Source organism: Dyella sp. Tek66A03, assembly GCF_052567735.1.
The window spans coordinates 2489764-2503208 of the sequence record NZ_CP199584.1 but is presented as its reverse complement, the minus strand read 5'-3'; the positions used below and the strand labels follow the sequence as shown (position 1 = coordinate 2503208).

Here is a 13445-nt window from a genome sequence, read left to right as displayed (position 1 = left end):
ACCGCCTTGGTTATGCACCTTACAACAATAAAATTCCAAAGTGAAGCTCGTCCAAAGCGCTAATCGGATCCACGAGCTTGCTTGGGCGCCCTACCCCGGCGACATCCTTGGGACTGGAGCAGGCCCATCGGTCGCGGATTCAACGGGTGAACGCAACACACTATTGACGCGTCAATGGCGTGGAGGCGCGGCCCTATCCCTCATGGACGGATACACCCCGAAGCTAGACCGGTCTGGCTGGGGCCGGGTCAACTGGCTTATGCAACCTCGGGCTGCGCTGAGCGATCGCGGCCTGGCAGAGGCGCATCCCGACGACGGCATGTTCTTGGGGCTGCGGTTGCATGACGAGCGTGCGCGTACGCCGGCGGAGGTCTTCGTCGATCATCCAGACGATGTCATCGCGCTAGCCCTGGATGACGCGGAGGTGGCCAATGTCCGCGTCTAACCTCCTCCACCGAATCGCGTTCCAGACCATCCCTGCAGGACGGTACTGGCACGTCTACCGTCTGATCGATGGCCCTTTGGCCGCCAGCACATCGCGGGGCGGACGCTTCACGCTGGCGCGCGGGGCACGAGGCACGCCGACGGACCGCGGGGCCTTTGGGATTGCCTGGTCGCTGGAGGCGGCAATTTGGGAATGGATCCTTCGCGACCTGAGTCCCCATTTCGGCGGCGGTGTTGCGCTGCCACCAGGCCTGCTCGAGCCGTTCGGTGTGGCAGTCGTTCGACTCATCAGGGATACCGACGCCATTGCTTTGGATCAACCCTATCGCAGCGAAGTGCTTGATCCGGGTAGCCGAGAGGACATGGGGTGGCAGCGCCATGTGACGGCGGTGAGATATGAACGGACATGGCGGGCAGCATGTGATGTCGATGAGCAGTGTTCCAGCCGGGGTATCACCCTGCCCGGTTTTCAATGGAGCACGCGCCAACTGAAATCGGACCGCGTAGCCCTTCTCTATCAGCCGGTATTCCGCCATGATGACTGGGAAGTTGACCATGCCCTGCATCTGAGCAGCGCGGAAGGCCGGGACGTCGTGATAAGAGCCCTATGGCGCGGTCGCATGTCGCTCGTGGGTGACTTGCGTGACGTTGGAGAGCCGGCTCCCCTGGGAATCTACTGAGCACAAATTCGGTGCGCCCGTTGTCACGCGATAGACGACTGGTAGGTCTGCTCGCCAAGGTTTAGCGAGCAGCATCCAGGAGCACGACTCCAGAGCCGCCTAGATCGTTTCGAATCGACAGGCCCGCGCGCCCGGGCCACTCTGACAGACTGGCTAGGCAGGCCAGCGCATCGGCGCCGAGGAAGCGTGCATCGCGACGCATGGGAGGTTGCTGTGCGCAAGCGGCCGGCACGCACGACTGCTCGATAAAGCGCTCGGCTGCGGCCAAGTCTTCTCCTGTGCATCCGCTGGCTTTGATGTGGGAAGGCGCGTGCGTCCGGAAGTCGGCGCCGAACTGAGCGCTGACTTCGCGGCGAGCGACGAAACCCCGCAAGCGTCGCGAATCCGGGCGATCCGATGCGCGTTGGAGAAGTACAGCCGACGCAGATGTTCGCAGGTGCGGTCTGTCAGGGCATTCCAGCACGCCGAGTGCACGAGCGACCCCCTCCCCTACCCAGTCTCCGGCGACCACGGCAACGGCAGGCACGATGGCCTGATGGATGAGATCTTCTGCGATCGCCAGTGCAAGGAGCGAAGCGCCCGGGATACCTGTCACGCTCAGATACGGGCCGCGCAGTCCTCGGTGCACAGTGTGGCGCCTCAGCTCGTTTCCGAAAGTTGTCTGGCCTGCCGCGCGAGCCACCTCGGTCGGTGAGGCGCCACGTTCGATCGCTTGAAGTGCATTCTCGGGAGAAAGGTCCAGAAAGCTGGCGGCGACCACGCCGAGCTCGGTCGTGCCGGCGACTCGAAAGCAATCGTCCAGTAATCCGCAGCTGGCATCGAGCCAACTCCGCGGGTCGTTCGATGTTGCCTGCCCAGCCCAACTCAGGACGCAATCTGTCTCGTGGGCGGCCGCTACCGCCTGGAGAGGCGCTGAAACACGCGCAAGGTATTCCGATATGGCGGGCACGCATGCGGTGACATCGGTGGTCATCGTCGACACCGAAGGAAGCGATATCGTGCGATCTGCGGTCATCGGGCGCCCGATGACGATGGCCACCGCCTCACACCGAGCCGCGTCGTCCGTTCGCGGCTCGACGGCCACTACGACCATCGCATCCGCTCGACCGGTCTCGATAAAGAGCCGTGCTGCGGCCAGCGGCGCAACCCCGCAGTCACCTGGCAAACACAGCTCGGGGCCATCGATCCCAAGCATCGAGGCAATGTCCTGCAATAGGCCTCCCGACACGAAGCGCGAAACCGCGACAAGCACGTCCAAACGGCGTCCACATGGAGATGCTTCCCCGAGTGGTGTCAAAAAAACATCAGGGTGATTGGCGGCGACATGTCGGTCTGACATCGACGTCGCGAGAACAATCCCTATGCGATGCGCTGACGACGGCAGTGTCACACGCGAGCATGCGAGGGTGGCGGCGTGCAGAGCTGGAAACAGTCGGCGACCACGTGCAGAGCGAAGAGCTCGTTGCTTCGCGATGTCGTGGTCCGCTATCGACGGTCCGTACTCGGTATTAATCGTCTCATTTGATAAGCCCGCGCTAGCTTCTGCCCAGGCGTAATCGACGATTGCAGGGAGCGCTGACAAACTACTCATCCGTGACGCCAGGCAACTCCAACGAACTGAATGAGTTTTCGGGGAAGATATTCCATGCGACTTCAGCCGTTTCGTAAGGACGTTCGCCTCCCCATACGACAGCAGTGACGTATGACGGCTTTTCGGTCGGTGTCCAGATCACGCGCAGCCGCTGACGACCGAGCGCCACCACGCGACCGTTGACCTCCCCAATCAGGTCGGCCACCGGCGGGATAATCGGGTCCGTTCCCTTAAACTTCGGCGCGCCAAGGAAGAGTTTCGCGTTGACAATCTCGGCATCGGTAAAGCCGTGGTTGAATACTTCAACCACGATATGAACCGTTCCATCGGGCTGCGGTTCGAAGCTAATGCTGCGGCTGAAAATGCGCTCCATCGGATCATTACTCATGGAGCGGAACGGAAGGATCAACATCGGATTGGAGCCTGCGTAGCGCCTCCGCCAACCCGGGCCAAGATTGCTGACCTTGAACGCGACGACTGTCGCACCGAGCTTCGCATGCTGGTAGATGTAAGGCGTCACCGTATATCTCAAGCTCGCGTCGGTGACGGTTCCGCCGTCGACGCTGATTGTCAGCGCTTCAGTTCGCTGAAGCGACGTCATCTCCATTTCGTTATCGGTATAGCTCTCCGTCTTACTGAGATTGAAGCCGAAGGACACCGGCAAATAAGAGAACAAGGTGGTACTGGCGAGCAGGTGAGCGCTAGTGCTCGTGGTCGATGCCACGTAATAGTTTTCACCGATAGTATTTTGATTGGCGTCGCTGTAGTCGTATGTATTCTGATCAGGCAAATCGTTCGTGACTTCAAGGCTTACCACAGGAGTGAAAAGCAACAACTCGGCCTGTTTTGTGTCATCCCATCCGTCGAGTTCGACATTCATGTATGTCAGTAGCGCGCCGGGCTCGTACAACACCCGGTATCCGAACTGGCGGTCGTAGGCGATGGGGGTGGCCTGCACAGGAATCGCCGATCCTGGAAAGATGACCAGCATTGTTCCACCCGATTCCTCGCCCCGCGATCGACGCAGAATCGGGTATTTCCACACGGAATAGTCGATCGCGATCGTCACCAGCCTATCGAGCTGCGTTGGCGTCCGAGTTATCTGTACACCCATGGACACCGTGTTGTCGTCCATCTTGGAGAAACCACGGCCGTACGAGTTGTTCGCTTGAAAGTTAAGGGTCGAATTGTCGATTCCGAGCGCAATACCAGAGTCTACCGACGTCATCCAGTCTTTCGACGAGGAGACAGATAGTCCTTTGACGCGAGTGTCCGACTGCGAAAAGCTGAGGGTTGGCCTAATTGCCGCAGCATCGCGATCGAACGGCGGTACTTGAAGGATTGCGAGAAGCTGTTCACGAGAAGAGAGTTGTGTGAAGACCGGTGCGCCCAGTGTGACACTCAGTCCGATCAGGTCCGCGACTGAGCCAAGGATGCCAGCCGCCTTCAATCCCGTGACATCGATCTGGGTCACGGCCGGCAGTGTGGCGGGGACTTCCGTATACGGCGGAAACCGTAGCGTGACCGGGTTCACAGGCACGATGCCCGCAAAGATCTGAAGTTCCCCCTTCATGATGTGCGAGAAATCGCCGCCGGCGCCAAGCACGAGCACACCGCTGGTGACGGCATCGCCGAGAATGCCTGAGCCCAATCTCAGGTCCTTGCTTGCGAGCGGGGTCCCGTTGGGAGCGGTAGCAACGTAGGAGCTGGTCACTTCTAATTTCTTAAGCACAGATTCGTAGCGGATGAGCACGAAGGCGCCAGCACCGGACACTCCGCCGTAATCGGTGGAGTAAGCAATCACAAGCTCCTCCTGGCCGTTATTGTCCAGGTCAGCGCATGTCAGCCGATACTGCGGAGACCGAGGTTTCGCAAACGACGTGTCGACGCTGCAGGTGGCAATCTGTGCTGGCTTCGCGGATTCGAATCCCTGCATAACGATGAATGCGCCACCAGTCGGATCGGTGGCGGCGAGAAAGAGCTGCTGCGCTGACGTGGCGGGCAGCATTCTCCCCAGTGTCCCGTTTACATCGGAACCTTGGGCAATGGGAACGACCGGCAGGTAGTGGATATCCTCTGGTGGAATCGGTGTGCCAGAAAGGGACCGCACGTTGAGGGCGACAGTTGATAGAGAGGAGGCTTTGCGAACTGTCACGAACAACCAGATATCGAAGTCCTGAGTGAGGGTCCAACTGCCGACGAGCGTCCCTGACTGGGAACCCGTCAACGTCCACGTGCCAGCAATCGTGCCCGACGAGGTGTCGAAAGCGCTGATGACAACGCTCTCCTGGGTTGTTCCCGCGAGCAAGAGCGCGCGATTCCCGGAAGGAAGTAAGACCTCTCCGGCTATGAATCGCACCGAGGTAGCGCCTAACTGATATGTCGTTCGCTCAAGGGACTGATCCGCGTCTGCGCCTAAGGATCTGTTGAGCGACAGGCGATCCAGAAATACGCTACCGGCGACAATTCGCACGAACCAGACCTGTTGACAGCCCGAAGCGGCATCATCGACACAGCTAGATGTGATCACTTCGTCGAAAGGCGAGAAAGGCAGGCTGTCCGAGATTGCAATTTGCACGGTGGGGACATCGCTTACCCGTTCGGCTTGGCGGGCGACGGCCTGGACATTCGGTAGCCGAAACGCGATGCGAGAAAAACGCGAACCCACACCATCGCGGTCCGGCCTGAGCATGTAGCCCTCGAACATCCGGTACACCCGGGTATTGGGTAGTGGGCTCGTATCCTCCATGTCAGAGCTCGATGAGGCTTAGACGTTCGATAATTACGCTGCCTTGAGCCTCGTCGAGACTCAGGTCGGCGGCGATCGGCACGCCGACCTCATCGGGTGGGGCTGGGACGCGAACTGTAAACGGATGTATCTGTCGCGTGCGTGGCTGCCCCGCGAGGACCGGCGTCAAGTACGACAGCTCTGCAGTTAGAAGGAGGTCGAGCGTATTCGGATCTTCGCGGTAAGTGCCACGGAATCGCCGGTCGTCCAGGTCAAACCCATCGAACCGACCGCCCTTGAGAAGAAACAGAACGGAACTCTCGGTCTCACCGATCTGAATCGTCGCCTTGTAGATACCTTCATTGGAAGCCATGCGTCACCTTTGTTCGCGCGCTGCGAGAGTTACGCCAATGATCCGGTTGAGCTCTGCCACCATGTCCAGGCCGAATTGACCGTGTGCGAAGAAGGAATCGAGTGCCGCGCTGATGCGCATCTTTTCCTGTAATCCGCGGCCAAACACATCGACCAGCCAACGAAGAACTGCGTTATCGGGCTCGCTGTCCGACTTCACGACGACGGATCGTTTGCCGTCTACAGTTGCCCCTGTCAACTGTAGGCGAAGGGCTTTGTCGGGATCGACGACTTTGATCTGATATATGAGGGTGCCGCCCTCCGACTTCGAACTCATCGAACCGGCGCCCTTCACCTTCGTCTCGTTACCCTTCTTACCCAAACTGTAGAGGGCGCACGTCTGCTCGTAACCATACCGACCGCTCGCTTGGAGTAGCGAGAACGGTAGCGGCAACCGGACGTCGAAATTGTTAAACACCGCAGGCAGGGCTGTAACGCTCGTGAAATCGCTCACCTGCAGCGACGTGAGTCGGATCGTGCCCTTGCCGTCGTCACCCCAGATCGCACTCCCACGATTGTATGGCGAATTCAACGTCGAGCAGACGCCGAGAGAGTCGGTATAACTTTGATCCGTGAGCGCCTTTTTCATCACTGCGGGCGGGAGCTCAAGAGCCACCTTCGCCCTGATACTGTTCCACGCGTCATTAATGACGGTCTGCCAATCGTCGGTTGGAAGCATCGTCTTCACCCTTAATCTACGAGGAAGTCGGTTGGGCTCTTTCCGCTGCCGTCCGCGGTAGTCACCTCGATTTTCAAGCGGCTATTCTTTGGGGCATTCAAGGGCACTGACGCAATTAGAATTGCATCAGACATCCATCGAATTTGTGTGGCTTGATAGGGGCCGAACTTCACCGATCTGCCGTTGGTGAATCCTTTACCGAATATCTTAATTTGCTCGCCGGTCTGGCCATGGATCGGCTCGAAGCGCTGGACTCGCACAGGACCTGGGTCGTCGACCGTAAATGACACCGAGCTGCGGCCTTCGCCGTTGATGTTCTTGGCAGTAACAATTCCCGTTTTCGCACCTTCGGGCACGGTTACAGTCAATTCGCTATCGTCCTCTACCTGGACGGCAATTCCCGCGGCGTCACCCCAAAACATAACCGTGGTGGGTCTGACGAAACCTGCGCCTTCGATGGAGATTCGCTCGCCAGGCATAGCGTGGCTCGGATCAAATTTGTCTACTTCGCAAGGCATGTCTCGCTCCTCTGAATGTCCGTTGTCCATCACAACCCGATGGAATACCGGGTATTCCGTAGTAGTAGTTTTTCGCCATCTTCTGGCTATCCACCATCTGGCTATCCACCATCTGGATACTGGTAATCTTTCATCGACTTCTGAGCCAAGTGATTGCGCTTTGATCGGCATCTAAGGACATCTGTGGGCTCAGAGGGCATTCACCTGCCAGGTTTGAACCATGCACGCTACTTTTCAGTGCTGATCTCTTAGGGCGAGAACCTAAGTCCAGGACCATGCGCATTGGGTCGTGCACCACGGGAATGCACGTGATTCCAGCCGAGGTCCATACCTCGGACGGCTATCACTCAGTCAGGTCGGAAATTCGCCAGCGCTTAACTCCCGACCTCGTGCGAAAATGACGCCGGTCACACCAGGGTCTATCGATGTCCAACTCCGAATACACCTTCCGCCAATTCCAGGAAGAACTTCGAGCCCTCGGGGGCCAATCCAGGCAGCCAGTCACTCAGGGACTTGACGCCCAGGCCGCCGTCGAACTTGCGTCCTATCCCGTCCCCTCGGGACGAGGTCGGCCAAGCGCACAGACCCTAAGGCTTCGCCAGTACCGGCTGGAGCAGCTGGACCTTGCCCGCCGTGAATGGGGGCGTGCCCGGATAGAGGTAAAATTGGGTCATAGCCCAATTAGTTGGTCAGCAGCTTGCTGACTTATTTCGCGTCAAGCTGCTGCAGATGATGTGCTCGAGCGCGAATGTCCTGAGCCGACGCCTTGGGCAGCGCTATGAAATCACGCTCTCCCATGGTGTCGTAGGTTTGCTGGAACGGCAGATACAGCTCGACCATCCAGGCCTCCCCCTCCTTCCGGCCCGCGTAGGGATGGAGGATTTCCCCATCCAAACCTCATTTAACTTATGAGAAGAAGCTACCGGGCTGATGCACAGATATCGGCTGCCCGATGATGGTTTCGAGAAACTGCTGTGGCAACATTCGCTCGACGATCGTGAGAAACGTCTCGATCAATGCCCGGAAATGGTCCAGATCACCTTCTTGGATACGCCGCCACAAGCCTGGCCGGTAACGAACTAGGATAGACAGCGCGTACAGGATCACTACGCAAGTGGCGCGGTAGTCCTGTAGCGTTCCATAGAGTGGCAACGTGAGCGCGCTGCGTTCGAAGGGACTGCGATGCAGCGGCAAGACTTCGTACCAAAATGATGCGTCAGGATGATCGACAGCGACCCTGAAATGATTGGCGTTGCTTCCCGAGGCGACCTGCGTTATCTCCCGAAGGGGGCCGGGAAATGCCTGCACGTCCTCGGCCTTCAAACGTCCTGAACCATCGATCAGCAAAACGTACGAAGCCGTCGGCTTTTGGCCACTGGCGTGCAGACCAGGGCGAGCGTTGGAGGCCTGATGGTAGACAGCGCGCAGCCATGCGGGCGAACCATCGAAGACATCGACGTAGATATCCGCCAACTCGGGAATGCGGGCGAATAGTTGCTCCAAGGTGAACCAGCTGTGGGCGGGCAGCGCGGCCAAGTCTTCGGGCTTTTTCGGCTTTTGATCCACGGCGACAATCGGGTCCGCCGACAGCGCTTTTGCCCAGCGAGCGAAGAAGCCCGATTTGAGGGCGCCTACGGTAAAATCCGCAACGCCTTCCTTGAGCCCGTCCAAGGTGTACAAGCCGTGACCTTGCTTAGTCGCGCCCTCGAGCTCCGCCAGGGTTCGCGATCCCTTCGGCGATGCCAGGAGTTCGGCGAAGGCAAACGACAGGCTGCCATAGTAAAGATTTAGCACGCGCTGGCTAACGTTGTGCGTCTCTTTGGGTGCGAAATAATCGATCGCATTGCGCACCGCAAAAGCCACGCCCTCTCCTTTACTCGCGATATCGTTGGCATCAAGCGTGACGCGCTCGACAAGTGCGCGTTGCGCAATCATCTTTCGAGCGAGTGTGGCACTTCGCAATTGCGATAGGCGCGCCCAGATGGCGTCAATTGGCGTTTCCGAGAGAAAGCGGCGCGGTTCAAGGATTGCTTCGGTGGGGCCCTCATTCAGCACCTGCGCGATGCCTAATGTATCCGAGGTCTCTCGATTCCAGTCCACCAGAATGAGGTGAAAGTCGTCCAGTGCTTTGACTGGCTTGGTCACGCCGGCGGTGAAGGATTGCACCATGTAGGGCTGGCCCCGAAACAGAATGACATCGACCTCGGTTTCAAGTCGCTTGTAGATCCGGTTATCGGTACCCGATGAATAGAGCAACGCAGCGCGACGCGTGGCATCCCGCCGGGCGGCGACAATCACCAGTTGGCCATCGCCCTCCTGATCTTCGCGCTCGATAGTGGCGTCCCATCCGTGCGTGCGCAAGGGTGCGAGTACGGTATTTTCCGCATCCTGTCGAAGGATATTCAATCTCATCTGCAGCCCATTATCTCGCACGTACTACCTCCGAGGTGTCGGCATTACCGGAATCCAGATCGAGCTACTGCGCCACCATTGTTTGATACCCATGACAATGAGTAACGACAGTGTACGTGCATGGAATTAGGAAGTTGAACAGGCTGATATACACGACAGTGCATGCTCTTCCCAAATGCATCTCTGTGTCCACGATGTCTATCTCGTGCCAATCACCTCCCCGTCGAGCGGGCTCCTCCAGGGGCGCGCAACCGACCCAATTTCCGAAATCTTCGCGTTGCCCTAGAAGCAGTGCTAACGCAGGACTTTCCTCGCGCGCAAACTCACCGCGCATCCCCACATGGAAACCGTAGGCGATCTTGCACAAGTAGCGCAAAAAGTACCCGATATCGATCGTCTGCTTTCCACGAATGCCAATCGCCCTGTGGCGAAGAACAAATGACTGGATCTCTGCGCCAATCGAAGCCGAGTCAATAGCTTGCATTTCCAGCGCGTTACTATCAGGCAATGGTGGTGGCTGAGTCAGCGCACGCGCTGGCAGGAACATGGGCATGATGAGTACAGAAACCGCTTCGCGGACGGGGACATTCTTCTTGAAGGTCCGATTTCTGGCGCCTACAAATTCGACCTTGATGTGCGTAGGTTGGGCTTTCTTGTTGTAAGACCGCATGCCCAGGAGAAGACGAGGGTGCAGGAACATACCTTTTTCTGCAGGGCTAACTCGATCTCGCTGGTAAGATCCTGATGCTCTTTGCAGGTGGCTTTCGGGAGCAGCAGAGTTCCGTTTAGCGCACGAGGAACGATATGCTCATCAGTCAGCGGGGCATTTGCCGCTCCACAGTAGATACAGTGATTTGCTGGGCACAGACGCTGGGTCGGCGGAATTTCTGGACTGTTCATTAGTTTATGCGCTTCGCAGTTGGGCTGCTCGCCACCGAATGTCTTGATCCGATGCCCTCGGTAGCGCAATGAAATCTTGCTCTGCCATGACGTCGTAGGTGTTCTGGAACGGTAGGTAGAGGTCGACTATCCAGGCACTCCCTTCTTTTCGACCGGCATAAGGATGGAGGATTTCCCCGTCCGGTCGGCGCCGATCGAACCGAAGCACACCTTCATGCGGATAGCGGTGAGCATGCCGTGCCTCCATCATCCGCCGGACCGCTTCCGCAGGGTAACCGGAATGTCCGGCCGTCTTGTGCTTATCGATGGCAGCCTCCAGCGCATCCGCGTTCGTGAGGTGACAGCGCTCGATGTCCTTTTCATCGAACACGACTTCTTTCGCGATGTATGGCGGCCCTTGGTACCAATCCGGATTGTCGCGATCGAGTTGGACAGCCAGGATGGTTCGGGTGCCCACGTCCGTGCAACGCCACCGAAATCCGGCGCTGGCCACGAATTCCAGGCCAATATGAAAATCTGCAAGTTTCATGGCCTCTCCTTCGTCGCGCACTTATATCGCGCACTGCCGGTGGATTGTCTCGCATATCACTCGAGTCGCCGCCGTTTCCGCGAGACTGGCTGCCCAGCGGCCAACTGGGTTTCCGCCGCAACGGCCCGGGCTTCGGCCGACTGCACTGCCGTCGACATGCCAGCCAGCTGCCCTCGTGCGCTGGCCAGTTCGAGGGTCAATTGATCGCGTTCCGCGGCGACACCGGCCAGCGTCGTCAGGCGGCCGTCACTCTCGGCCAGTTCGCGCCGTTGGCGGGCGACTTCCAGGCGCAGCTCCGTGAGGTTGGTTTGCTGCTCTTCGCTTCGCTGCCGCGCTTTGACCAGCTGCTGCTCGGCATGCCGCTGACTTTCGCGGGCGGCATCCGTTCCTTGCAGCATTCGCGCCTGGGCCGCCTCGACGCGCTCATTGGCTTTATCTCGCTCGGCTTGAAAGGCAGTATCACGGGCGGCGATGGTGGCCTGGAACTCCGAGGTCAGGCGCTCCTGGGTTTGCCGTGCTGCCTCCAATTGCTGCGCGCTATCGGCGCGGACGGTCGCCACTTCCTGCTGCAGCGCGTGGATCTGGCTGAGTGCATCGCGCTTGGCTTCGATCTCCAAGGCGAGTTGCTGCCGCAGCTGGTCGTGTTGCTCGCGCAGTTGCGTGACCTCGCGCTCCCCCTGCTGGGCGGCGGCGAGCGCAGTATCGCGCCCGATGGTGGCGTCATCGAGTGCCTGTTGCCGCTCTGCCAGGTCGGATTCCAGGGCTTGGCGATGCTCGCCGAAGACCTGCTCGCCATGCTCGACGGCCGTCACCCATAGCGAGCGCATGGCCTCCGCCACCGTCGGCGGCAGATCGGCGCCCAGGGCATCGGCCTTGGTTCGCTCGTCTTTCCACTGCTTCAACTCGTCGTTGATCGTCGTGCGGCTGCCCTGCTGGATGGCGGCATAGATGAGATCGACGGTGAGCTCGTGCGGACGTTTGCCGGCGGTAACCAAGGCAGTGGCGGCTTCGCGCGTACGCTGACGGGTATCGCTGACACGGCTCATGGCGGCTCCAGTCGCTGGAAGGGTCGATTGGGGACTTTAGATACAAGTATATCACAGTATTACGTTATATTGGTAATGATTAATCCGGTAAATTTACGATAACTCCTATAATCGAAAGTTTTTCGGCTGTACGCTGCAGTTTCCGCGCAATGGAACACCGAAAAGCCATGACGGACCACGTATTGAGCCTTGTCGCTCCTCAAACCCTGCCGCCCACCCTATCGGGATGCGCCGGCAGTAACCGCGCGCCGCCCGGTGTTGTCCGGCAAATCGCAGCGAACGACGATGTGGCGGCGATTGGCTTGTGGCTCGCCGAATACCACGACTCACCCCATACCTTTCGCAGTTACCGCAAGGAGGCGGAACGGCTTTTAATCTGGGCGACGCAAGTGCGTGGCAAACCGGTATCCAGCCTGACCCGCGAGGATGTGATCGCTTACGAGGATTTTCTCGCGCAGCCGCCTGCCGCGTGGTGGGACGACAGCCTGGCCCGTCGCGGCGAGCATCGACGCTTATTTGCCGGGCCATTGGCCGAACGCAGTCGACGTCAGGCCTTGGGCATCCTCTCTGGGTTGTTCAATTATCTCGTGCGCGCCGGCTATCTCGCTGGCAGTCCGTTCGTGTTGCAGCGGCGTCGGCCGCGACGCGGGATGCGTCGTACGATCGAGCGCTATCTGGACCGAGCCCTCTGGGACGACGTGCTTCGCCGCGTGGAGGAGTGGCCACAATCGACAGATCGAGAGTGCCAGCGTTACGAACGCGCACGCTGGGTCTTGCGCTTTCTCTATGGGACCGCGTTGCGCGCGTCTGAAGCCGCTCAGGCCCATGAAGGCGACATGCTGCTCTTACGGGGACGCTGGTGGCTGCGCGTGGTCGGCAAAGGCGGCGTGGAGGGCCAGGTCCCACTGAGTGACGTATTGATGGATGACTTTGCGCGCTATCGGCGCTTTTTGGGGCTGCCGACGACCCCAAATGCAAGCGGCGTGCGCCCCCTCATCCTGGGCATCGCGGGGCGTGATAGCCCACTGACACCCACCGCCGTGTACCTGCTCGTCAAGGACACCTTCGGACGGGTGGCAGACGCCTGTGAAAGCTCTGACCCCTCACGAGCAAGCCGCTTGTTGCGAGCCTCGACGCACTGGCTGCGACACACGGCGGCCTCGCATCAAGCTGAGGCAGGTAATCCCGTCCACCACATTCAGCAAAATCTCCGACATAGTTCGATCGCGACAACCTCGATCTATTTACATGCTGAAGACGATGCGCGGCATGCAACGACGACTCAGGGGGCTCGTCGCTAATCAAGAGAATCGGCATGGGGTGAGCTAGTGAGCGGGCGTTATAGTGTACGGGGCGCCTAACCGGCCATCGACGACCATGGCGCCACTACCTGTACGAGTTTAACTACGCAGCGGCTTTTATTATATGTGCCGAGCCACAACGGAAGGTAGTTTCGGCAAAGTGTGGCTCCCGGTGGGAAGAAGCCCAAACGGTGCTGATCCAAGTT

The 13445-nt window shown here is 59.0% G+C and carries 13 protein-coding genes; 3 read left to right on the top strand and 10 right to left on the bottom strand.

Annotation, left to right across the window (positions count from 1 at the left end; all coding sequences use genetic code 11):
* The first annotated feature begins 259 nt into the window (after positions 1-259).
* A complete protein-coding gene (locus ACT01B_RS11015; protein ID WP_445147386.1) occupies positions 260-445 on the top strand; it encodes a hypothetical protein in 186 nt (61 codons plus the stop codon).
* The gene (locus tag ACT01B_RS11010; protein WP_445147385.1) at positions 432-1124 is read left to right on the top strand and encodes a hypothetical protein; all 693 of its coding nucleotides are present in this window, start codon (positions 432-434) and stop codon (positions 1122-1124) included. The genes ACT01B_RS11015 and ACT01B_RS11010 overlap by 14 nt, the downstream gene beginning before the upstream one ends.
* Positions 1125-1185: 61 nt before the next feature.
* On the opposite strand, the gene ACT01B_RS11005 is transcribed toward ACT01B_RS11010, so the two are convergent.
* The 10 genes from ACT01B_RS11005 to ACT01B_RS10960 form a co-directional block, all read right to left on the bottom strand.
* Positions 1186-2382 carry a hypothetical protein gene (locus tag ACT01B_RS11005; RefSeq protein WP_445147384.1) on the bottom strand — a complete coding sequence of 399 codons (1197 nt, stop codon included), beginning with the start codon at positions 2380-2382 and terminating at the stop codon, positions 1186-1188.
* Between the two features lie 325 nt (positions 2383-2707).
* Entirely contained in the window at positions 2708-5464 is a 2757-nt protein-coding gene (locus tag ACT01B_RS11000; protein WP_445147383.1) for a hypothetical protein, read from the bottom strand.
* A 1-nt stretch (position 5465) separates the two neighbouring features.
* The gene (locus ACT01B_RS10995) at positions 5466-5816 is read right to left on the bottom strand and encodes a hypothetical protein (RefSeq protein ID WP_445147382.1); all 351 of its coding nucleotides are present in this window, start codon (positions 5814-5816) and stop codon (positions 5466-5468) included.
* 3 nt (positions 5817-5819) lie between these two features.
* Positions 5820-6542 (bottom strand): hypothetical protein, encoded by a 723-nt coding sequence (locus tag ACT01B_RS10990; protein WP_445147381.1) that lies wholly within the window; start codon positions 6540-6542, stop codon positions 5820-5822.
* A 2-nt stretch (positions 6543-6544) separates the two neighbouring features.
* Entirely contained in the window at positions 6545-7051 is a 507-nt protein-coding gene (locus tag ACT01B_RS10985) for an IPT/TIG domain-containing protein (RefSeq protein WP_445147380.1), read from the bottom strand.
* Between the two features lie 705 nt (positions 7052-7756).
* Positions 7757-7891, bottom strand: coding sequence for a hypothetical protein (locus tag ACT01B_RS10980; protein WP_445147379.1), 135 nt, complete (start codon positions 7889-7891; stop codon positions 7757-7759).
* A gap of 66 nt (positions 7892-7957) precedes the next feature.
* Positions 7958-9463: a YaaC family protein gene (locus tag ACT01B_RS10975; protein ID WP_445147378.1), complete on the bottom strand. Its 1506-nt coding sequence runs from the start codon at positions 9461-9463 to the stop codon at positions 7958-7960.
* Between the two features lie 64 nt (positions 9464-9527).
* Complete coding sequence (locus ACT01B_RS10970) at positions 9528-10163, bottom strand: hypothetical protein (RefSeq protein ID WP_445147377.1); 636 nt, start codon at positions 10161-10163, stop codon at positions 9528-9530.
* A 204-nt stretch (positions 10164-10367) separates the two neighbouring features.
* Positions 10368-10892, bottom strand: a complete 525-nt coding sequence (locus tag ACT01B_RS10965; protein ID WP_445147376.1) for a hypothetical protein — start codon at positions 10890-10892, stop codon at positions 10368-10370.
* 56 nt (positions 10893-10948) lie between these two features.
* Positions 10949-11938 (bottom strand): DNA-binding protein, encoded by a 990-nt coding sequence (locus ACT01B_RS10960; protein ID WP_445147375.1) that lies wholly within the window; start codon positions 11936-11938, stop codon positions 10949-10951.
* A 167-nt stretch (positions 11939-12105) separates the two neighbouring features.
* On the opposite strand from ACT01B_RS10960, the gene ACT01B_RS10955 reads away from it, so the two are divergent.
* A complete protein-coding gene (locus tag ACT01B_RS10955) occupies positions 12106-13239 on the top strand; it encodes a tyrosine-type recombinase/integrase (RefSeq protein WP_445147374.1) in 1134 nt (377 codons plus the stop codon).
* The last annotated feature ends 206 nt before the right edge of the window (positions 13240-13445 follow it).

Coding starts and splice junctions, on each gene's coding strand:
- ACT01B_RS11015 (WP_445147386.1), top strand. CDS start 260: ATGCAACCTCGGGCTGCGCTGAGCGATCGCGGCCTGGCAGAGGCGCAT.
- ACT01B_RS11010 (WP_445147385.1), top strand. CDS start 432: ATGTCCGCGTCTAACCTCCTCCACCGAATCGCGTTCCAGACCATCCCT.
- ACT01B_RS11000 (WP_445147383.1), bottom strand. CDS start 5,464: ATGGAGGATACGAGCCCACTACCCAATACCCGGGTGTACCGGATGTTC.
- ACT01B_RS10995 (WP_445147382.1), bottom strand. CDS start 5,816: ATGGCTTCCAATGAAGGTATCTACAAGGCGACGATTCAGATCGGTGAG.
- ACT01B_RS10985 (WP_445147380.1), bottom strand. CDS start 7,051: ATGCCTTGCGAAGTAGACAAATTTGATCCGAGCCACGCTATGCCTGGC.
- ACT01B_RS10980 (WP_445147379.1), bottom strand. CDS start 7,891: ATGGTCGAGCTGTATCTGCCGTTCCAGCAAACCTACGACACCATGGGA.
- ACT01B_RS10975 (WP_445147378.1), bottom strand. CDS start 9,463: ATGAGATTGAATATCCTTCGACAGGATGCGGAAAATACCGTACTCGCA.
- ACT01B_RS10970 (WP_445147377.1), bottom strand. CDS start 10,163: ATGTTCCTGCACCCTCGTCTTCTCCTGGGCATGCGGTCTTACAACAAG.
- ACT01B_RS10965 (WP_445147376.1), bottom strand. CDS start 10,892: ATGAAACTTGCAGATTTTCATATTGGCCTGGAATTCGTGGCCAGCGCC.
- ACT01B_RS10960 (WP_445147375.1), bottom strand. CDS start 11,938: ATGAGCCGTGTCAGCGATACCCGTCAGCGTACGCGCGAAGCCGCCACT.
- ACT01B_RS10955 (WP_445147374.1), top strand. CDS start 12,106: ATGACGGACCACGTATTGAGCCTTGTCGCTCCTCAAACCCTGCCGCCC.